The 21,060-nt window shown below is 61.0% G+C and carries 16 protein-coding genes; 8 read left to right on the top strand and 8 right to left on the bottom strand.

What is annotated here, in order from left to right:
- The 5 genes from JSV08_06180 to JSV08_06160 all read right to left on the bottom strand — a co-directional run bounded on the left by JSV08_06180 (nucleotide 1) and on the right by JSV08_06160 (nucleotide 5,480).
- Nucleotides 1-1,179 (bottom strand): hypothetical protein, encoded by a 1,179-nt coding sequence (locus JSV08_06180; GenBank protein UCF80106.1) that lies wholly within the window; start codon nucleotides 1,177-1,179, stop codon nucleotides 1-3.
- A complete protein-coding gene (locus JSV08_06175; protein UCF81846.1) occupies nucleotides 1,176-2,750 on the bottom strand; it encodes a type II/IV secretion system protein in 1,575 nt (524 codons plus the stop codon). Before JSV08_06175 ends, JSV08_06180 begins: the two co-directional genes overlap by 4 nt.
- Nucleotides 2,751-2,926: 176 nt before the next feature.
- Entirely contained in the window at nucleotides 2,927-4,141 is a 1,215-nt protein-coding gene (locus JSV08_06170; protein ID UCF80105.1) for a type II secretion system F family protein, read from the bottom strand.
- A gap of 117 nt (nucleotides 4,142-4,258) precedes the next feature.
- Nucleotides 4,259-4,999 (bottom strand): hypothetical protein, encoded by a 741-nt coding sequence (locus JSV08_06165; GenBank protein UCF80104.1) that lies wholly within the window; start codon nucleotides 4,997-4,999, stop codon nucleotides 4,259-4,261.
- Complete coding sequence (locus tag JSV08_06160) at nucleotides 4,983-5,480, bottom strand: hypothetical protein (GenBank protein ID UCF80103.1); 498 nt, start codon at nucleotides 5,478-5,480, stop codon at nucleotides 4,983-4,985. Before JSV08_06160 ends, JSV08_06165 begins: the two co-directional genes overlap by 17 nt.
- Nucleotides 5,481-5,549: 69 nt before the next feature.
- On the opposite strand from JSV08_06160, the gene JSV08_06155 reads away from it, so the two are divergent.
- Nucleotides 5,550-7,139 carry a sodium:solute symporter family protein gene (locus tag JSV08_06155; protein UCF80102.1) on the top strand — a complete coding sequence of 530 codons (1,590 nt, stop codon included), beginning with the start codon at nucleotides 5,550-5,552 and terminating at the stop codon, nucleotides 7,137-7,139.
- Between the two features lie 54 nt (nucleotides 7,140-7,193).
- Here JSV08_06155 and JSV08_06150 read toward each other — a convergent pair whose 3' ends face one another.
- Both JSV08_06150 and JSV08_06145 read right to left on the bottom strand, forming a co-directional pair.
- Nucleotides 7,194-7,730 carry an RNA polymerase sigma factor gene (locus tag JSV08_06150; GenBank protein UCF80101.1) on the bottom strand — a complete coding sequence of 179 codons (537 nt, stop codon included), beginning with the start codon at nucleotides 7,728-7,730 and terminating at the stop codon, nucleotides 7,194-7,196.
- Between the two features lie 100 nt (nucleotides 7,731-7,830).
- Nucleotides 7,831-9,294: a glutamate--tRNA ligase gene (locus JSV08_06145; GenBank protein UCF80100.1), complete on the bottom strand. Its 1,464-nt coding sequence runs from the start codon at nucleotides 9,292-9,294 to the stop codon at nucleotides 7,831-7,833.
- Between the two features lie 489 nt (nucleotides 9,295-9,783).
- On the opposite strand from JSV08_06145, the gene dnaA reads away from it, so the two are divergent.
- The 4 genes from dnaA (at nucleotide 9,784) to JSV08_06125 (ending at nucleotide 13,866) form a co-directional block, all read left to right on the top strand.
- Entirely contained in the window at nucleotides 9,784-11,067 is a 1,284-nt protein-coding gene (gene dnaA, locus JSV08_06140) for a chromosomal replication initiator protein DnaA (GenBank protein ID UCF80099.1), read from the top strand.
- 336 nt (nucleotides 11,068-11,403) lie between these two features.
- The gene (gene dnaN / locus JSV08_06135; protein ID UCF80098.1) at nucleotides 11,404-12,567 is read left to right on the top strand and encodes a DNA polymerase III subunit beta; all 1,164 of its coding nucleotides are present in this window, start codon (nucleotides 11,404-11,406) and stop codon (nucleotides 12,565-12,567) included.
- 9 nt (nucleotides 12,568-12,576) lie between these two features.
- Nucleotides 12,577-13,179, top strand: a complete 603-nt coding sequence (locus JSV08_06130; protein ID UCF80097.1) for a DUF2007 domain-containing protein — start codon at nucleotides 12,577-12,579, stop codon at nucleotides 13,177-13,179.
- 39 nt (nucleotides 13,180-13,218) lie between these two features.
- Nucleotides 13,219-13,866 (top strand): DUF2007 domain-containing protein, encoded by a 648-nt coding sequence (locus tag JSV08_06125; protein ID UCF80096.1) that lies wholly within the window; start codon nucleotides 13,219-13,221, stop codon nucleotides 13,864-13,866.
- Between the two features lie 251 nt (nucleotides 13,867-14,117).
- Here JSV08_06125 and JSV08_06120 read toward each other — a convergent pair whose 3' ends face one another.
- On the bottom strand, nucleotides 14,118-14,327 hold the full coding sequence (locus tag JSV08_06120; GenBank protein ID UCF80095.1) for a hypothetical protein: 210 nt from the start codon (nucleotides 14,325-14,327) through the stop codon (nucleotides 14,118-14,120).
- On the opposite strand from JSV08_06120, the gene JSV08_06115 reads away from it, so the two are divergent.
- The 3 genes from JSV08_06115 (at nucleotide 14,302) to dnaE (ending at nucleotide 21,057) form a co-directional block, all read left to right on the top strand.
- Nucleotides 14,302-15,930, top strand: coding sequence for a hypothetical protein (locus tag JSV08_06115; GenBank protein UCF80094.1), 1,629 nt, complete (start codon nucleotides 14,302-14,304; stop codon nucleotides 15,928-15,930). The genes JSV08_06120 and JSV08_06115 overlap by 26 nt on opposite strands.
- A 184-nt stretch (nucleotides 15,931-16,114) precedes the next feature.
- The gene (locus tag JSV08_06110; protein ID UCF80093.1) at nucleotides 16,115-17,467 is read left to right on the top strand and encodes a sulfatase; all 1,353 of its coding nucleotides are present in this window, start codon (nucleotides 16,115-16,117) and stop codon (nucleotides 17,465-17,467) included.
- A gap of 101 nt (nucleotides 17,468-17,568) precedes the next feature.
- The gene (dnaE, locus tag JSV08_06105) at nucleotides 17,569-21,057 is read left to right on the top strand and encodes a DNA polymerase III subunit alpha (protein UCF80092.1); all 3,489 of its coding nucleotides are present in this window, start codon (nucleotides 17,569-17,571) and stop codon (nucleotides 21,055-21,057) included.
- The last annotated feature ends 3 nt before the right edge of the window (nucleotides 21,058-21,060 follow it).

The following is a 21,060-nucleotide window of genomic DNA, read 5'->3' as shown; positions in this document are numbered from 1 at the left end:
TTACGCCTCCCGTCCCATGGCTGTCCAGACAAGCGCTGCAAGCGCGTCGCGCACAGGCGGCCCCCCCGGCTGAGCGGGCAAGTCAACGGCCTCGCCCCCTCGCACCTTCTCGGGCCACGGATAGGACTCGACCGGCACGCCGACCGCCTCCTCGACGGCATCCTTACCGACAACCTCCCCCATCCCGCCTGCAGAAAGCCGGCAGACGTCGAACGCGAAGCGCTCACCCTGTTGCCTCAGATACGCGAGCGTCGCCTCAAGCTCCCGCCGCAGCCCCTCCGCGTAGCCCTCGCGCGACCCGTCCTCCGTGGTGGAATTGGGAAGGGCAGACCCTTCTTCCGCAGCGGAAATGGGGAGGGTGAACTCGTCCTCCGTAGTCCCGACGCCCGCGTCCGGACGGAGAGCGGAGAGGTGGCGCATGTTCTTCGTGCGCAGGAAGCGCACCTCGTCTCCGCAGGTGACCGCAAGGAGAAGGCTGTGCTCGTCCGCTATGAGATGAAGCGTGCCCCGGCCGGGGCGGGGCGCGGCGTAGAGCAGCGCAAACCCCGCGGGCTGAAGGAACCCCGCGTGGATTCCAAGAGTCTGAAAAATTTCCTCCATGGCGAGGACGATCGCCTCCTTGACGGCCACGGCGAACACGGGATGTTTTCCGTTCACGGCCGGTTGCACTTCGTACACAATGCGTGCAAGCTGCGCTGAATAGGGGAGTTTTCCCGCGATCTTCCAGCGCACCATGTCGAGACGCTCCGCAGGCGAGGCGGGAAGCGATTCGATCTCCAGAAACGCCGCCCGGGCGACGAGCGAGGGAAAGAGAACGGACGCCTCCGCCTCGAGCCCCCCCACCGCTTCCAGCGCCCGCGCAACGCCCTGGGCGACGTCGGCCGGCCGTGCCACCTCCATGTCGAGGAGATTCACGTCCACAACGCCTTCTTCCAGCGGCCGCTCGGCATGGTGAAGCAGAAATTCCGGCGCACGCGGCGGGAGGACGGGCTCAAGGCGCACCGCCTTGACGGAGACGGCGGAAATCTCGACGGCCACGCGCGGGTAGTGAAACCGGAGCTCTTCGCGCACACGCCTGCCCGCGGCCCCGGCCCAACCCGAAAACGTAGGGATGTGCTCCCGCCGAAAGAGCGCCTCGGCACATCGGGAAAAGGTGGAAACCGCGCTTCGCACGTTCACAAAACGTCCTCCACGAACGTCACCTTGTTGATCTCGGCAAGCGTCGTCGCACCCGCAACCAGCTTCTTGACGGCGTCATGGCGCAGGCTGGTCATGCCCTGCTTGCGCGCGGCGCGCCGGATTTCGGAGCCCGGGCGCCGGCCCACGATCATCTCGCGAATCTTGTCCGTCATCTCGATGATTTCCATAATCGCCTGCCGCCCGCGGAACCCCGTGCCGTTGCACTGGAAGCATCCCTTGCCCTCGTAAAACGTGTGCGTGCCGTACTTTTTCGCGTCCAGCCCCGACTCCTCTAGCTCTCCTTTCGAGAGCTGCACCTCGGTCTTGCACTCCGTGCAGATGCGCCGCACGAGCCTTTGGGCCATGATGCAGTTGAGGGCGGAGACGAAGTTGTACGGCTCGATTCCCATGTGGATGAACCGCCCGAGCACGTCGATGACGTTGTTCGCGTGCACGGTGGTGAACACGAGGTGCCCCGTAAGCGCCGACTGGATGGCGATTTGGGCCGTCTCGGCATCGCGTATCTCGCCCACCATGATCTTGTCCGGGTCATGCCGCAGGATGCTTCGCAGCCCCCGGGCGAACGTGAGGCCCTTCTTCTCGTTCACCGGGATTTGGGCGATGCCCACGAGCTGGTACTCCACGGGGTCCTCGATGGTGATAATCTTGTCCTCGTCGCTCTTGATTTCCGAAAGCGCCGCGTAGAGCGTCGTCGTTTTCCCCGAACCCGTGGGACCCGTAACCAGGAACATGCCGTAGGGCATTTTGATGTAGCGGCGAATTTTCCGCAGGCCATCGCCCTCGAATCCCAGAATGTCGAGCCGAAGCTGGGAGAATTCCTCGTTCGCGCTCTCCTTGTCGAGGATGCGGATGACGCAGTCCTCGCCGTGGACGCTCGGCATGATGGAGACACGGAAGTCGATGGAGCGCGTCTTGTACTTCACCTTGAAGCGCCCGTCCTGGGGAATGCGGTTCTCGGCGATGTCGAGGTCGCTCATGACCTTGATGCGCGAGATGATGGTCGAGTGGTAGCGCTTGTCGATGGGGTCCATGGCGAAGTAGAGCACGCCGTCGATGCGGTACTTGATGACGACGCTGTCCTCGCGCGTCTCGATGTGGATGTCGCTCACGCGCTGCTGCAGGGCGTTGAAGAGCGTCGTGTCGATGAGGCGGATGATGGGGCTCGCATCGGAGGTGAGCTTGTCGATGGAAAGCGTCTCCTCTGAATCGCCGTCCTCCTGAACGATTTGCAGTTTGAAACTCTCCGTGACCTCGTCGAGGACGCGCTTCGAGCTTTCGCTGCGCTTGAGGACCTCCTGGATGGCGCGGTTCGAGGCGACGACGCTCCGGATGGCGAACCCGAGGAGCACCTCGAGGTCGTCGAACACGGTGATGTCCGACGGGTCGGCGATGGCGATGGTCAGCACGCCGTCGTCGCGCCGCAGCGGCACGAAGTTGTAGCGGTACATGAGGTCCACCGGAATTGTCCGGAAAAGCTCGAAGTCTAGCTCGTGCTTCTCGAGGTCCAGGTAGGAGAGGCCGTGCCGCTCGGCGAGGGCGCGGGCCTCCATCTCGGTGCGCACGCTCTCGGGATACTGAATGCCCTCGACGTGGATGGCCGGCCCACCGGAGGACGAATCCTCGGCTGGCGGCTGGGACCCGCCCTTGCCCGGTGTTTTCGAAGATATTTCCTTGTCCGATGCCATAGCTTATCTCCTGCGGAACTCCCGCAGCTTTGCCTGTCGTCTCATATCGTGCGAACCGCCTCGAAAATGGCCATGTAAACCGAAACCAGAATTATGCCCACAACGAACGCAATGGTCAGGAGAATGACGGGCGGCAGCATGGCGATGATCCGCGAAAGGGAAGAGTCGATGTCCCGGTCGTAGAAGTCCGAAAGGTTTTGAAGCATGTCCACGACGGCGCCGGTCGACTCGCCCACCTTGACCATCTCGATCACAATGTGCTCGAAGAGGCCGGTGTCCTCCATCGCGGCGTGCATGGTCGAACCTTCCCGGACGCGCTCTACGATGCTCTCTTGGCGGGAGACGAAATACGCGTTGTTCAGGCTCTGCCCGGCAATCTCGAGCGCTTGCACGGCGGGGATGCCGCCCGCAAGGAGCGTCCCCAGCGTGCGCGTGTACTGGGCCGCGTTGAACTTGGAGAGAATCGGCCCGATGCCCGGCATGTTGAGCTGCCACCGGTCGACCTGGAGCCTTCCGCGGGGCGTGTAGCGGTAGCCCTGGTAAACCACGAACAGGCCGAGGGCGCCGAGGAGCAAAATGCCCCCATTGTCGATGCCGAAGCTTGCCACGGCCGTTACTGCCCGGGTGAGCGCGGGGAGCTCTTGTTTTGTGCCTTCGTAAATCGTCATGAACCGGGGAAGCACATAGAAAATAAAAAGGGAGATCAAACCTACCGCGACCACGAGCAGAACCGAAGGATAGAGAAGCATGGTGAGGATGCGCCGGCGCGTCTCGAAGGTAAGCTGCGAGTAGCGGATGAAGCGCACGAGCACCTCCTGGATGTTGCCGCTTCGCTCGCCAGCGCGCAGGGAGGCGTAGTAGATGGGCGGAAAGAGGTCACCGCAGTCCTCAAACGCCTCGGAGAGGGTCTTTCCCTCGCGCACCTCGCGCGTCACCTTCTCAAGCGTCTGCTTCATGACGCCCACCTTCATGCGCTCCAAAAGAATTTCGAGCCCCTGGAGAATGGGAAGCCCCGCGCGCACGAGCGCCGCGAACTCCTGGTTGAAAAGGATAAAATCCTTCTGCGGCACTTTGGCGCGCCGCGGGCGGAAGAGGTTTCCTAGAGCTTCGCGGAACGGCTGGCGGCGCTCGACGCGAAAGATGTGATAGCCCTCGGAGGAAAGGTTTTCCATGAGGGCGGCCTCGCTCTCCGCCGCGTAGACCTTCTGGACAATGTCGCCCCCGGGGGCGCCCAGCCGGCACAAGAACTCAGGCATGTCGCAGAACTCCCGGTCGACGGTCAATCAAATGACCAGATGACCAGATGACCAAATGACCGAATGCCTTACATCCGGTCATTTGGAGATTCGGAAATTTGGTCATCTTCTTGGTCGTCATGACAGCGTCTGAACCGAAATTACCAGCACAAGCGCCCGCTCGTTTCTGTCATCCATGCGCGAGGCGCCGAAGAGAATTTCCTCGCCGTCGAAAAGGTTGAGCGCCGTGCTCACCAGGTTTTGATAGAAAGGCGGTTGCCCTTCCTCCTGGGCCGGAATCACCTTGTCGAAGCGAAACACCTCCAGAGGGATCACCTTGCCGCCCTCCTCGACGTAGCCCAGAGAAAAGCTCACGCGGTACGAGCCGCCCAAATGACCGCTCAGGGCGCGGCCCTCGAGCCCCTCAAGCACCAGCGTGTCCACGAGCTCGTAGCTCGTGAAGCGAAGCACGTTCCTCAAGCGCGAGCCGATTTCCCGGATTTCCTCCGAGACGCTCTCCGGTTGCGGCGCGCCCGACGCCTCGATGAGCTTCACCACGACCTCCAGGCGGCGCAGGGGCACGTCGTACTGGCTGACAAGAAGGCGGATGGCCTTAATGCGCTCGGACGCGTCCCGGACGCGAAGCACTCGCCTCGCGGGCTGAAGCAATATCTCGCCCGTGTCGCTCAGCCGGGCGCGCACCAGCGTGGCGAGCGGGTCGAGCGGCCGGTGCGTCACTCGAAACTCCACCACCTCCTGCTCCTCCGCGAGGGGCGGAGGATCCGCCGCCTGGGCCGCCGCAGGCCATGCGAAAGCCGCGCTTGCCAGAACCACAAGCGTTTTCCTCCCCACGTTTCTCACGCTAAAAATCCGCCGCATAGAAGCACACCATGCGCGTTCCGTCCGGAAGCTCCGCCGTGTAGTAGGGCATCTGCGCGGCCCCGGAGCGCACCAGAGGGTAGCGGGTGCGTAGTTCCTCAAGTACAGAAGGTGCAGAAGGTGCGGCCATGCCTGCCGTACTTTTAAAAGTTCGAGAGCGCTCGTAGAACCACCAGCCCGCCCACGCCGCGCCCACGACGAGCGCAATCGCCGCCGCCTTGCGGAGACCATCCAGCCAAATGCTTCGACGCGGCGCAGGCGCCGCTTCGGCGGGCAAATCCCACGGCATGCGGACGGAATCGAGATAGCCTTCCTTCAAGCGGGCGCGCGAGGCGAGCGCGGCGAGGCGAATTTCTGAAGCCTCCTCCCCGGCGCGCCCGAGGCATTCGGCGCACCCGCGCACGTGCCGCACGAGGGGCGCCGCCTCGCCCCCGGCCTCATATTGCTCAAAAAGCCCGTCCCACTCAGAACAGCTTCCCATATAACCTTTAACGGGGGAAAGGGGGGAATTGTCTATCGCGCCGTAAGGAATTAGAATACGGCTTTTACCATGGAAAGCATCAGTTCGACCTACCCTTACGCGAACTGGGTCCTCGTGGGACTCGGGATTTACATGGCGGCGATGCTCGGCATCGGCTGGTACTCGTCGCGCCTCATCAAGACTTCCTCGGACTTCCTGGTCGCGGGCCGCCGCCTGGGCATCCCGCTTGCGACGGGGACGCTCTTCGCCACGTGGTTCGGCTCGGGCACGGCCATGGGGGGCGCCGGGAACGCCTACCTCTACGGCAACCAGGGCGTGATCTTCGACCCGTGGGGCGCCGCGCTGTGCCTTATTCTCGTAGGGTTCTTCTTCGCCAGGTGGCTTCGCCGTGGCCGCTACCTCACGCTCGTCGACCTATTCGAGAGCCGCTACAGCCGGACCATGGGCGTTTGCTGCCTCTTGACCACCGCCGCCATGCAGTGCAGCTGGCTCGGCGCACAGCTCGTCGGGTTCGGGGCCATCATTCACTTCTTCGGCGGCGTGAGCCTCGCATGGGGAATCGCCATCTCGACGGTGCTCATCGTCACCTACACCTTCCTCGGAGGCATGTGGTCCGTGACGCTTACGGACGCCGCGCAGCTTCTGATTCTTACGGCGGGCATGGTCGTGCTCCTTCTAGCGGGCGTGGAAGCCGTGGGCGGATGGGAAAATATCTTTCCCGCGGGCGACGCGGAGCGGCCGCTCAACAAGAACGGCCTCGAGCCCTGGGCCTTCTTCCCGACGTCCGAAGACAGCTCCTACCCCGCGGGTTTTCTCGCCTACACGGGCTACATGGGCTGGTTCTACTGGCTTGCGGCCTGGTTTTCCGTAGGGCTGGGAGGCATTGCGGGGCAAGACCTCATGCAGCGCGTGTTCTCGGCCCGCGACGGGCGGACCGCGACCGTCTCCTGCGTACTGGGCGGCACTCTCTACCTCACGGTCGGAATGATTCCAGTGCTCCTAGGGATGATCTATTTCCAGCTCAAGCCGGAACTTGCCGACGGGGATGCGATGAACAAGCTCCTGCTCTTCATGGCGGTGGACCATCTCCCGCCCTGGCTGACCGTCATCTTCGTAAGCGCCCTGGTGGCGGCACTCATGAGCTCGGCGGACAGCGCCATGCTCGCGGCCTCGTCGGTGCTCGGCCACAACGCCTACCGCATGCTCAGGCCTTCCGCGTCGGGGCGCGAGACCCTTCTCGTGACGCGAATCGCCGTTCCCATCGTCGCGGGGGCCGCCCTCTTACTGGCGCTCGTGTTCGAGGCGATCTACAACCTCATGGTTTTATCGGTCGTGCTCACGCTCGTGGCCTTGCTGGCGCCTCTCGCCGCGGCGTATTGGTGGAAGAAAGCGAACAACGCCGGGGCCGTGTCCTCGTACGTCGGCGGCTTCGCCACGTGGGCCGCCATGTACTTCGTCCACCGGCCCTACACGATCGCCGTGAACACCGCCCCCGACGGCGCGGTGAACATGGACGCCGCGATGTGGGATTCGCTCTACATCAGCTCCGTCTGGGGATTAATCGCCTCCGTCGTTCTCCTGGTCGCCGTCTCGCTCCTCACGCAGAGGCTTTGTCCCCCCAAGCCGCTGCGGGACGTGGAGGGGAAGGAATTTCTCTAGTAGCTGGCGACCAGCCGGTCAGCAAGCCGAAATTCTTTTTTTACCGGTCTCCGGCTACTGTTTCTTCAGCCGCCCTCGCGCCTGCCGCACGAGGTTGCGCACCGTCGAGGGCGCCGCGTCCATGATGCGCGCCGCCTCCTCGGAGGAAAAACCCTCCATGGCGCACAGGACGAACGCCTCGCGCTCGCGGGGTGCGAGCGCCGAAAGCATTTTTTCGATTTCTTCCTTGGACTCGACAAGCGCCTCGGGCGTGATGCCTTCCGTTTTTTCCCACGTGACGTCGCCAGGCGAAAGCGCCGCCCGGCGCTTCCTCTCGCGGACGCGATCCACGGCGGCGTGATAGGCGATGCGGTAACACCAGGCGTCGAAGGCGCGGACGGCGTCGTCTACGTGCGCGGGCCGATACGAGGCCAAGCCGTCCCACATGTGCAGGAGGGCCTCCTGCACCGCGTCGCGCGCCTCTTCGGCGTCACCTAGGATGCGATAGCAGAGCCAGAACCAGCGTTCGCATCTTCCGCGAACAAGCTCCGAAAACGCATCGCGGTCTCTCCGCCGGGCGCGCTCGATGAGCGAGCGTTCATCCCCCGCCACAAGACTCCCTTATGTTATAGGAAAGCAGGATAGCTTAGAAAGCCGCAAGCGGCAAGTAGTACGTAGCAAGGGCTGAGGTTTGTGGTGTGTTTTCTATTTCTTACTGCTTATCCCCCGCTTCTTGCTTCCCTAAAAACTCTTCCATACGCTTGAGGCGCTCCACGGTCTTCTCGCGCCCGACGGCCTCGACGACGGAGAAAACCGACGGGCCCACGCTCTGCCCCGTGAGCGCGATGCGCGTCGGGTGAATCAGGTCGCCGGCCTTGAGGCCCAACTGCTCCGCGGTCGAGCGAAGCGCCGCCTCCACGGCGTCGTGCTCGAACGGCTGCGCTTGCGAGAACGCCTTCTGGAGCGCCTTCATGTGTTCGGGCCTCGCGTTCTTCAGGCGCTTCCTGACGGCCTCCTCGTCGTAGGGAAAACCGTCCGAAACGTAGGGCCGCAAATTCGCGGCGAACTCGACCAGGGTGCGCGCGCGCGACTTGAGAAGATCGATTCTCGCCTCGAGCCACGCGTGTTTTTCGCCGTCGAATTCCGGCTGCCAGAGGCCGCGCCCGACGAGCTCTTCCCGAAGGGGATGCCAGAGCTCGCCCGCCTCGCAGTTCGAGATGTACTGGCCGTTGAGCCAGAAAAGCTTGTCCTCGTCGAAAATGGCGCCCGCCTGCCCCACGCGCTCGAGCGAGAATTCCTTAATTAATTCGCCGCGGCGTAAAAACTCCCGGTCGTCCCCGGGCGACCAGCCGAGGAGCGCCAAATAATTGACGAGGGCCTCGGGGAGGTATCCCATGTCGCGGAACTCGCCAACCGAAGCGGCGCCGTGGCGCTTCGAGAGTTTTTTCTTGTCCTTTCCGAGGATGAGCGGCAGGTGGGCGAACCGCGGCGGCGGCGCCCCGAGCGCGCGGTAGAGAAGAATCTGCTTGGGCGTGTTCGCGACGTGCTCGTTTCCCCGGATGACGTGGGTGATGTGCATCTCGACGTCGTCCACGACGGCCGAAAGGTTGTAGACGGGCGTTGCGTCCGAGCGGGCGATGATGAAGTCGTCGCACTCGTCCGAGACGACGGAAATGTCGCCGTAAACGGTGTCCCGAAAGGAAATTTTCTCGCCCTCGGGCGTCCGGAAGCGCACCGTCCATGGAACCTTCGCCCCGATCTTCTCCCGCCGTTTTTCTTCGGATAAATTCCGGCAGCGCTTGTCGTAGCGATAGGCGCGGTCTTCGCTCAAGGCTTTTTCCTTGAGCGAGTCGAGCCGTTCCTTCGGGCAGAAGCACGGGTAGGCGCATCCCGAGTGAAGCAACTGCTTGACGGCGTCCCGATGCAGCGCGCCGCGCTTGGACTGAAAATGCGGCCCCTCGTCCCAGTCAAGCCCGAGCCAGCGCATGTCGCGCAGGACGGCCTCCATCATCTCCGGGGCGGAGCGCTCGGCGTCCGTGTCCTCGATCCGCAGGACGAACACACCACCATGCTTTCGCGCAAAAAGCCAGTTGTAGAGCGCCGTACGCGCGCCTCCAACGTGGAACGAGCCCGTGGGGCTTGGGGCGAAACGAACGCAGACGGCGGGCTCGGACATCACGGCATTATAGCACGCGGTCAAGGGTCAACGGTCGACGGTCAATGACTGCTGGTCCTCTGACTATTGATAGTTGACTGTCGACCCTTGGCTGCCGCCAAGCAAGCATCGACCATTTCTTAATATGACTTTTTTTCCCTTGACTTGACTCAAAACAACTGAATTCTTTTTTTAATAAATTGTTTTTTTTTCTCTTGACTCGACTCAAAGCGATGGGATAGGCTTAGTTCTTCCACCGAAGCTTTTGCGTAAATCATTTTGCGTCGAGGCGCAGTGGAAGGGAACGGTGAAACCCTTTGGAGTTCCCGCTGCCTGCGACGTCCGGGTCTTCAAGGGGCTGGGAAACGCTTTCATTTTTTATTAAGAAAGGATTTTTGCATGGATTCCCGGCAAGGGAGTCAAGCATTTTCGCCCGCCCGTACCCGGCCTTCGTCGGGAACAACCGGGCCTGAACACGACTCAAAAGCAGAATCTCTTTGGCAAACTCTCGTGGAGCGCCTGCGGGAGCGCGTCGAGGTGGCCGATTACGAAACATGGCTCCGGCCGGCGCGGGCGCTCTCGTTCAAGGACTCGCGGCTGCGCGTTCTGGTTCCCAACCCCACCTACCGCGACTGGCTCGCCGAAACCTATACGCCGATCCTGCGCGAGGAGGCGGCGCACATCGGCTATCCCGACCTGGACATCGAGTTCACCGATTCGGCCGAAACGAAGCCCACCCCATCGGAGCTTCCCTTCGAGCCCGTGGGCGCCCGCATCACCTCCGCCCTCAATCCCTACTACACGTTCGACACCTTCGTCGTGGGCGAAGGCAACCGCCTCGCGCACGCCGCGGCCAAGGCCGTCACGGACAATCCCACCCAGAGCTATAATCCGCTTTTTCTCTACGGTGGAGTGGGACTCGGGAAAACGCACCTTCTTCATGCCATCGGAAACCAGATTGCGGCGCAGAAATCCCACTTCAGCCTCTGCTACATCACGGCCGAGCGCTTCACCAACGAACTCATTGCGGCCATCCGCCACCAGAAGACCGACGAGTTCCGCGCCAAGTATCGAAGCATTGATATTTTGCTCATCGACGACGTGCAGTTTTTTGCCGGCAAGGAGCAGACCCAGGAAGAATTCTTTCACACCTTTAACCACCTTCACGGCGCGGGGCGGCAGATCGTCCTCACGGGCGACTGCTCGCCAAAGGAACTATCCCGCATCACGGAGCGGCTGCGCTCGCGATTCACCTGGGGCCTTCAGGCCGACATCCGGCCCCCGGACCTCGAGACCCGCGTGGCCATCCTGCGAAAGAAGGCCTACATCAAGAGGATCGAGTTGCCCAACGAGGTCGCCCTGATGCTCGCCAGCCGCGTCAAATCCAACATCCGCGAGCTCGAAGGCCTCCTCAACTACCTCATTGTGCGCGCCTCGATGGACGGCGCCGCCATTTCCGAAGACTTTGCCCGCGACGCGCTGGCCGAACGCGGCGGCTCGGAGGGAGAGCCCCCCGTAACCGTGCGGGACATCCAGAAGAAAGTCGCCGAGCACTTTTCCCTGACCGTCAAGAAACTCAAGGAGCACCGCAACACCCACACCGTCTCCACGCCGCGGCATATCGCGATGTACCTCGCCCGAGAGCTCACGTCGGAGAGCTTTCCCGAAATCGGCCGCCAGTTCGGCTTCGACCATGCGAGCGTCGTGTACGCCTGTAAAAAAATCCGCCGCCGCGCCGCACACGACAAGGAATTTAAAAAGCTTCTTGACCGACTGCGCGCCTTTTTCCCATGATTCCCCCCAGGCTTGGAAGGTGCTAACACCTTGCCAGCACAAGAGAAACGAGACTTTTTCACACCCCTTCTTGTGTTCCCACTTCACCGGAGAGCCGCGGACGAAATTTTTCCAGGCGCCTTGAAAACGAGGCGCTTTTTTTCCCAATGTTTTTGACACCCTTTTGTGCTATGCTTGGAGGCATGCAGCACGTTCCTCACAGATTTCAAAGGTTCTATGATGACGGTGATGAAGATAAAGGAAGCCTTTTCTCATTAATAGGAGTCGCGCTCAACCCTGAAATCGCAATGAGAAGGAATTTTTCCTACAAAAACCCTAAGATGGAGATAAAGGACGATGGAGTTTGCCCTTAACTGTAAAGAATTCCTTGAAGACCTCTCGCTCATTCAAGGCGTCGTGGAGCGCCGTCATGCCATGCCGGTGCTCTCGAACCTTTATGTTTCCGCAAAGAAGGACCGCGTCATGTTCTTCGCTACGGACCTTGAGGTGGGCTACCTGAGCACGCTTGGGGGAGAGGTTCGAAAGGACGGCGAGGCGCTCATTCCCTCGCGCGTCCTCTACGACGCCGTGTCACTCGCCGGCGAGGGGCTGGCGCGCATCAAGAAAACGGAAAAAAGCGGTGTGAAGGTTTCTTTTGAAGGCGGCACCGGCTACAAGTTCGTCGGGGCGGACGTAGCCGACTTTCCCTCCCTTCCTGAGATGGAGGGTGCGCAGGACAAAATCACCATTGACGGAGAAGCCCTGGATGAGATGTTTCGTCTGACGGCCTACGCCGCAAGCCGGGAGATGAGCCGCTACGCCATTAACGGCGTCCTGCTTGTATTTGAGGGCGATTCCCTGAAGACCGTGGCCACCGACGGGTATCGGCTGGCCATCGTGCACAGAGAGAAGTGCGTCAAAAAGGTGAAGGACAAATTCGAGGTCATTCTTCCCCACAAGGGTGTCCGGGAGCTTCAGCAGCTTCTGAGCCACGTCTCGTCGGGCAAGGATAAGGACAAGAGCAAAAAGGGCAAGAAGGCCGTTTCCGTCGAGTTCTCGCGCAAGGAAAACCATCTTTTCTTCACGCTTGGAAGCCGCTGCATCGTCATGCGCGTCCTGAACGATTCCTTTCCAAACTACGAGCGCGTTGTTCCCAAAGACAACGACAAGGTGATTCGCTTCAGCCGCGAGCACCTCATCCGCGCCGTCAAGTCCGCGTCCGTCGTTCTTTCCGACGCGGCGCGACCGGTCTGCTTCGAGTTCTCGCACAACTCCCTTTGTGTCGCCTCCGAGAATCCCGATTCGGGCGAGGCGAAAAGCGAGCTTCCCATTTCCTACACGGGCGAGGGGTTTAAAATCGGCTTCAAGGCAAGCCACCTTCTTGATTTCCTCTCGATCATCGGCACGGACGACGTGCTCGTGTCGCTCAAAAGCGAAACCGACCAGGCGCTTTTGGAGCCTGCCGACAACGGCGGGAAGCCCCTTAAATGCCTCTGCGTCATCATGCCCATGCGGCTGTAGGGGGCGCCGATGCCTGATGGCCTGCGCCGCCATTGGGCCGAGCGCAAGGACGAGGAGCTGCTTAAGGCCTACATTCTTCGCCCGGGGGATTTTACCCCCGAGGGCCGCGCCGTCCTCGAAGAGGAAATCCGAAACCGGGGGATTTCCCAGGAGCGCATCGAAAATTTTCGAAAAACCCATGCGCGGCCCGCTCCCCAGGCCACCGGGGAATCTTCCTTGGTCACGATCGCGCAATTCGAGCGCTCGTACGTGGCGAATCTCGCCAAGGGACTTTTGGAGAGCGAAGGAATTTCGGTTTTCCTTTCCGGCGAGCGCGATGTGCGCAAGGGCGGCGCCGGCTTTGCGGAGGCGCGCCTCCAGGTTTGCCGCCAGGACGAGGAGCGCGCGAGGGAAATTCTTTCGCAAGCGGAGGAGGTGGACGAAGACGTCCCGGAGGAGGATACGCCCGAGGCCGAGCACTTCTACGAAACCGCCGAGCGTGCCGTCGAGCCCGACCCGGGGGTTTACGACCGCCGCATAGATCCCTGGCTTTGGAAGAAAATCCTCGGCCTTTTGTGGCTTGTGTTCGTGCTCGCGGCGCTGGCCATGGCGTTGCTGCGGTTTTTTGGATAAGAAGAGCACGCAAGAACGTTTTTGTGTTGAAAAAAACTGATGAACGACTTGCTCTACATGCGCCGCTATTGGACGGAGCGCCCCGATCGAGAGCTCCTTGAAGCTCTAGCGCTTAAAGCGGATGGATTCACCCCGGAGGGGCGCGCCGTGCTTGAGGAAGAACGAAAACGCAGGAAGATCACGCAGGAGCAAGTGGAAGGATTCCGAAAAGCACATGCGAGGCCTGAACCTGACTTGTCACCGGAAGCTGAGCTTGTCACGGTGGCGCGGTTTCAGCACCCTTACCAGGCGAACATAGCGAGGAGCTTTCTTGAGGACAACGGCGTTTCAGCCTTCGTTGCGGAAGAACACATCACATCCATGAATTGGCTCTACACGCAGGCTGTTGGAAAGCCGAGGCTTCAAGTGCGGCGCTCGGACGCGAAGCAAGCATACGAAATTCTTTCTGCACCAGCCGACCGGCAAGGTTGTCTAAATTGTGACTCTGAGGATGTGCGCGAGGTTAATCGGGAACTCAGGGACAATTCTATCTGGTTTGTTGCCGCTTTCGCAGTGCTTATTTTTCTAAGCTGCTGGTTTGATTTCCTCATAGCTTGCTTGGCCCTGTTTCAAGCCCTAGCCATCCTCCTCCTTCCCTTTTTCAGACGGCATCTTGCGTGCCGCGTCTGCGGTCATCGGTGGTCGTGATCCGTCCTTGCGTGTTTCCCATAGGGTTTTTTGGCTTGGCCGGCCTTTGGTTCGTAGTGAATATTTTCGCGGCCGGGGAATAAGATGCTTTTTCTTTTTCTGTTTTTCCTCTCGACTACGTTATTAGGGCTCGCGGCGATCGGCCTGGCGTGCCGGCCGTTTTCCAGGGGTTTTTCCAACCCGGCGGCGATGTACTACGGAGCCGTCGCCGCGGGGTGCTCGCTCACGATTTTCATTGTTAACTTCATAAGTTACGCGATTCCGTTCATATGGAGCGTGGTGCTGGGGCACGCCTTGGGATTTTTGGCGGTGCTTTTTTGCTGGTGGGGGTCGAAGGGCTTTCGGGAGGAGGCACGCTTGGGGTGCGCGCACTTCAGAAGGTTCTTGCCGACGATACCGGGGCTTCCGAAGTCTCCCGTATGGTGGGCGGTGGTGTTGACGCTGGCGCTGGTGGCATGCACGAAATTCTTCCTTTTCACGTTCGATTTCCTGGCGCACCACGCCTTCATTGGGACGATTGCCCACGGAAACTTTCCCGTCATGTATCCCTACGCGCCGGACGAGCCACTCGCCTATTTCTACGGCTTCGACTTGTTGGCGGCTCTTCCCTATCGAGCGGCGGGATGGGGTATTGGATTCGTCGCGGGGATGGTGGGGGTATGGGTCTTTCTGGGTGCGGCGCTGGCGGTCGTGGGGTTCCAGAAGGCCTATTTTTCGGCGAGGCCTGCGGTGAGCGTAGTGGGGGTCCTGTTTTATTTTTTCGGGAGCAGCATTACGGGGGTGGCGGTTGTCTTGGCCCACGCGCCGCCTGGGGAATTGAAGGCGTATGGCGCCCTCCCCTACATTCAGTTTTCGCATGGACTGGGCAGATCGGTGGGGTATGCCTTGCTGCCGGTGCTTTTGTTGTTGGTAGAGGCGTTCTGGAAGAGGCGATTGGGGAGTTCCTTGTTGCCATGGTTTGTTCTGGTTGCGTGCCTTATGGCGTCGCTCGGGCTCACGGCGCCGGAGCTGTTGGCCGTCCTGGGACTTGCGATGGTCGTCGTGGCTCTAAAGGATATTTGGAGAGGAAAGGAGGGTGGGGTGCGCAAAGCCGTGCTGGTGGGAGTGCTTGCATTGAGCTTGGTTGTCTCCTTCTTGCAAGGAGGATTTTTGACCAGCGGCTTCTTTTCGTCTGGGGACGAGAACGTCCATCTTGAAAGCGAATACATGGTACAACCGCAATACAAGAACGTGGGGGATAAGTTTTACCTTATGTGGCCCCCGGCAATTCCGACTTGGAGCGGGTATGCAGGCATATTTTCTCCGATGTTCTGGCGTGTGGCGCTGCTGGAATTCGGGCCCTTGTTTCTTCTTTTTCCTTATTTTCTGAAGCCGGGTGGGGATTCATTCAAGCAGATTCTTATGTTGGCGGTTTGTGTCTCGCTGGGGGTGCCTTGCTTGGTGGGTTATGGCCTTGACGAATTCAACATGTCGAAATTTTTTCATGCGCCGATGTTGGTTGTTCACTTGTTTGCAAGCTCGTTTCTGGTTCGCCTGATTGGCAGGTGGGTCACGAGGCCCTTTGTGCGCAGAATATCGCTGGCTGTGCTCGTATCGGTGATGATCCTGACGCCCGTGGGCTATTGGACGGGCCATTTATGGCTCCACGGTTCAAGAGCACCATACAAGAAGATTGGCCTGGGGCTTGCTGTAGATAGTGAAATAGAAGCTGTGGTTTCCGACCTGAAGCGTCGAGTCCCGCCTCTTGCGCGAATCCTTGCCGCATCGGACTTTATCTATCCTCTGCACAGCAACGGGTATTTTGCTCTTCATGATCCGCCGTCTCCTTGGTTTTTTTTAGGCTATAGGAAGAAGGAAGCCTTTGACGCTTCGCTGAAGCTTCGCGAGAAAGAAGACTTTCTCGCATGGCGGCCCGATTACCTTCTTGTTCCCGAGGACGTCCTGCGGCATTTTCAGGCCGTGCTGCCGGAAGCTTCAACCCGTGTTTTGCGAAAGTACGCCTATTCGAGAAGGGCGGCACAGGAAGCACATGCCATGTATCTTGTGAAAGTTCGAAATCCTTGATGCAAAGGGATGCTCTATGTCGAAACGTCGACCCGGAAAGCAAGACGAGCGTAGGGAGCCGAAAACCCGGCCGAGCAAGGGTGCCAAACAGCGGCCTGTCGGGAACCTCCTGCTGCTCGGTGTTCTCCTCGTCCTTGCGCTCGGGATTGTTGCGGCGGTAGCGCTTTTGCGTAAAGGAAGCCGCTTGGCAGGGCCCAACGTGGTTCTCATCGTGGCGGATACGATTCGGGCCGACCGAGTTTCGTGCTACGGCTATGACCGCCCCACCACGCCCCACATGGACGAGCTTGCAGGGCAGGGCGTCTTGTTCGAGAATGCGTACAGCCAAGCGACCTTTTCCGGTCCCTCGTACGCTTCCATCTTCACGGGCACCTATCCACACACGCATGGCGTGCGCGACCACCCACAGGTGCTCGAGGACCGCAACGTGACGCTCGCTGAAGTTTTTGAGGAAGCCGGGTATCGAACGGCGGGTTTTCATACGAACTCCATGGTGGATGAGCGATGGAACTACCATCAGGGATTTGACGTGTACAAATATTTTCCGGGACAAAACGATGCGGCCGTGGTGCAAGGAACCAAGGAGTGGCTTTCCGAAAACGGCGCCAATGGGCCGTTCTTCCTGTGGGTCTGTCTGCTGGCTCCTCACTTTCCTTATGTTCCACCCGAGTCGTTTGCGCGGCGCTTCGCTCAGCCGTTCGGGTACCAGTCGGAATTCCTGGCCGATTATCGCAATTTTACCGCACGCAAACAGATGTCCTGGATGGAATTGGTGCTTCGCTACGAGGAGCTCGGCTATACCGAGGAGGACGCCGCCTACAACCGGAGCCTGTACGACGCCGAGATCGCCTATGCGGATTCTCACGTCGGGGAGTTGATCCAAACGCTGGAGAAACTCAAACTTGCGGGGAACCGTACGGTTCTTGTCGTAACCTCAGACCACGGGGAAAGCCTCGGCGAGCATGGGCTTTACTTTTCCCACGGCATGCATCTTTCTGACCCCCAGGTCCATGTGCCGCTCCTCGTTCGCGCACCGGGCAGGGTGCCCGCCGGACAGCGTGTTTCGCAAGTGGTGCGAAGCATCGACATTTTTCCCACGGTGCTGCGGCTTGCTGGAATCGACGTTCCGGACACCGCGGAGGGGGTCGATTTGGCTCCCGCCATTCGGGGTGAAGCCCTCGAGGCTGCGGCGTTTTCGGAAAATCGCCTCTACGTTCCCGAGCTCGATCCGATTCCGGCGCGCTACCATCGGCTGTACGTCCGCGGGGTGCGCGGTAAGTGGAAATCCGTTCGCAAGGAAAATTATTTCCTCACGGCCATTCCGCGCCCGGAGTTCACCGAGTACGAGCTCTACGACGTGCGGGAGGTTTGGAAAGATTCGTTTCGCGCCCCGAATCGAGTACACCAGCTTCCCGAGGTGTTTGAAAGCCTTCGACAGGAGCTTCTTCGGTGGGACGCCGAGGACGCCAAGGCGGAGGTGCCCCTGGAGCGCGACGAGGAAGCCATGGAAATGCTCCGAAGCCTCGGCTACCTATAGGCGAGGTCTTCGGGGAGAAAACCGGAGAGCCGCCCCACGTCGAGAAAATTCCTTGCACCCTTCCCCGGTCTGTGCTTTACTGGGCGGGCTAGGATTTTTCCATGCCCAAATCTTCCAAGAAGAAGCCTTTCGTCCACCTCCATAACCACAGCGACTATTCCCTCCTCGACGGCGCCACATCGGTGAAGCGCATGGCGGAGCTTGCGGCGAAGCACGACTGCCCCGCCGTCGCCCTCACCGACCACGGCAACATGTTCGGCGCCGTCGAGTTCTACGGCGCCGTGCGCGAGAAGGGCGTCAAGCCCGTCCTCGGATGCGAGCTCTACATCGCCAAGGAGAGCCGCTTCAAAAAAGAGGCCAAGCCCGGCCAGCGCCACTACAACCATCTGACGGTGCTCGCCGAGGACGAGGCGGGGTACCGAAACCTTGTCCGCCTCGTCTCGAAAGGCTACCTCGAGGGCTTCTACCACCGCCCCCGCGTGGACAAGGAGCTGCTGAAGGAGCACGCGAAGGGTCTCATCGCCCTGAGCGGCTGCATGTCGGGCGAAGTAGCCGAATGCGCGCTTCGAAACGACGTCCAGGGGGCCGAAAGCGCGGCACTCGGGTTTCAAGAAATTCTCGGAAAGGAAAATTTCTATCTCGAGATTCAGGACCAGGGCATTCCCGAGCAGCGCCGCCTGAACGACGTCGCGAAGCACATCGCCAAAAAGCACGGGATACCCCTCGTCGCCACGAACGACTGCCACTTTCCGGAGGCCTCGGACTACGAGTCGCACCAGGTGCTTCTGGCCATCCAGACGGGGCGGACGCTGCAGGAGGACCAGCCCCTGAAGTACTCGAAAGAGCACTATTTCCGCCCGCCGGCCGAGATGTGGGAAAAATTTTCCGACGTCCCCGAAGCGCTTGAGAACACGCTTCAGATCGCGGACCGCTGCCACTTCGGGTTCGAGGAGGAAAAGCTTCTTCTTCCGCACTTTGACATTCCCGAGGGCGAGACGCCGCAGGATTATTTCCGCCGCGTCGTCCGCGAGGGGATGGAGCGCCGCATGTCGCGCCTGCGGACGCTTCAGGAAAAGGGCGCGTTGCGCCATCCGCTCGAGGCCTACGAGGAGCGCCTCGAGCACGAGATGAACGTGCTCGTGAATATGGGATTTCCGGGATATTTCCTCATCGTCTGGGACTTCATCCGCTACGCCAAGGAGCGCAAGATTCCCGTGGGCCCGGGGCGCGGCTCCGTCGGGGGAAGCCTCGTGGCGTACGCGCTCGGCATCACCGACCTCGACCCGCTCGAGCATGACCTGGTGTTCGAGCGCTTCATCAACCCCGAGCGCAAGAGCCCGCCCGACATCGACATCGACTTCTGCGAGCGCCGCCGCAGCGAGGTCATTGACTACGTGACCAAGAAGTACGGGCGCGAGAACGTGGCCCAAGTCATCACGTTCGGCACGATGAAGGCGCGCGCTGTCGTGCGCGACGTGGGCCGCGTGCTCGGGTTTCCGTACGGCGAAACCGACCGACTTGCCAAGATGATTCCCTACGAGCTTGGGATGACGCTTCGCACGGCCGCCAAGGTGTCGCCGGAGCTTCGCAAGGAGATCGAGGAGCGCTCCGACGTCAAGCGCCTTTGGGAGCACTCGCTCAAGCTCGAGGGCCTCGTGCGCCACGCCTCGATTCACGCCGCCGGCGTGGTCGTCACCCCCCGCCCCGTGTGGGAATATGCGCCGCTTTACAAAAGCGACCGTGACGAGGTGACGACGCAGTACGCCAAGGAGGCCATCGAGCGCGTGGGCCTCCTCAAGATGGATTTCCTCGGCCTCCGAACCCTTACCGCCCTCGACGACACGCTCCGGAGCCTTAAGGAAAAGGAGGGAATAGAACTCGCGCTGGAGGGCCTTCCGCTCGACGACCGGGAAACGTACGAGCTTTTCGCGCGCGGCGACACGTACGGCGTGTTCCAGTTTGAAAGCTCGGGGATGCGCGAAGTTTTACGCCGCCTCAAGCCCGACCGCCTTGACGACCTCATCGCCCTCAACGCCCTCTATCGCCCCGGCCCCCTACAGGGCGGCGTCATTGATGATTTCGTCAAGCGCCGCCACGGCCGCGCCGAGGTATCCTACCTGATCCCCCAACTCGAGCCGATCTTGAAGGACACCTACGGCATCATCGTCTACCAGGAGCAAGTGATGCGCATCGCCGTGGACGTGGCGGGCTACACGCCCGGGGCGGCGGACATCCTCAGGCGCGCCATGGGCAAGAAGCGCAAGGACGTTATGGCCAAGGAGCGCAAGCGCTTCATCGATGGCGCCGTGTCGCGCGGCGTCAAGAGGGGCAAGGCGCAGGAGTTGTTCGATCTTATGGAAAAATTCGCGGGCTACGGCTTCAACAAGTCTCACAGCGCCGCCTACGCCCTCATCGCCTACTGGACGGGGTATTTGAAGGCGCAGCATCCGGTGCATTTCATGGCCTCGGTGCTCACGTCCTACAAGGGCGACGCGAAGCACATCGTCGAGGCCGTCTACGAGTGCCGCGAGCGCGGCATCGAGGTGGTGCCGCCCGACGTGAACCGCTCGGAGCTCAACTTCGCCGTGGACGGCAAGAAAATACTCTTCGGCCTCTCGGCCGTCAAGAACGTAGGCGAGAAGGCGATCGAGGGGATTCTCGATGTGCGCCGCAAGAGCGGGCGCATCGACTCGTTCTTCGGCCTCGCCTCCGAGGTCGACTCGCGCCTCTGCAACCGCAAGGTCTGGGAAAGCCTCGTCAAGGCCGGGGCGTTCGATTCGCTCGGCCGCAAGCGCGCGCAGCTGTTCGCCGTGCTCGACGAGGCCATCGCGCGCTCGCAGGCCGCCGCCCGGAACGGCTTTCGCGGCATGGGCTCCCTGTTCGAGGGCGACTCGCAGAACGAGGACGAGCGCCGCATCCCGGACATCGAGGAGGTTTCCAAGGAGGAACTCCTTGCGGGCGAGCGCGAGGTCCTGGGATTTTACATCGAGGGAAACCCGCTGGATGATTTTCGGGAAGAGATCGAGCGCTTCGCCACGGCGGATTCGAAAACACTCGCCGAGCGCCCCGACCGAAGCGAACAGGCGCTCGCGGGAATTGTTAGAAAAGTTTCTTCCAAGACGACGCGCCGGGGCGACCTCATGGCGCGCCTCGAGCTCGAGGACCGCCGCGGGAGCGTCGAGGTTATCGTTTTTCCCGAAACCTACCGGCGCAGCCGCGATCTCTTGGAAGAAGAAAACGTCATTTTTGTAAAGGGCGCCGCGGACGTGGTCACAGAGGGCCGGGAGGCGAAGCTCCTTGCGGAGGAGATTCGCCCCCTTCGGAGTCTGCGCCGGCCCGCCGACGCGTCGGGGCGCGCCGTGCTCATCGAGACGAGCGCCATCGGCTTCGAGGACGAGATGCTCGCTCAGCTCGAGCAACTTCTTCGAAAGCACCGGGGCGACAAGCCCGTCTATCTACACCTGCACTACCCGCGCCGCTTCGCCGTGAAAATTCAACTTTCACCCGAGCAGTGCGTCGCCCCCACGTCGGTGTTTCTGCAGGAAGTGAAGGAACTCCTCGGGGAGGAGAGCGTCAAGCTGGAGGTGTGAGGG

This window comes from Acidobacteriota bacterium (genome assembly GCA_020349885.1).
Classification (GTDB): domain Bacteria; phylum Acidobacteriota.
This window is presented reverse-complemented; position numbering and strand designations above follow the sequence as displayed.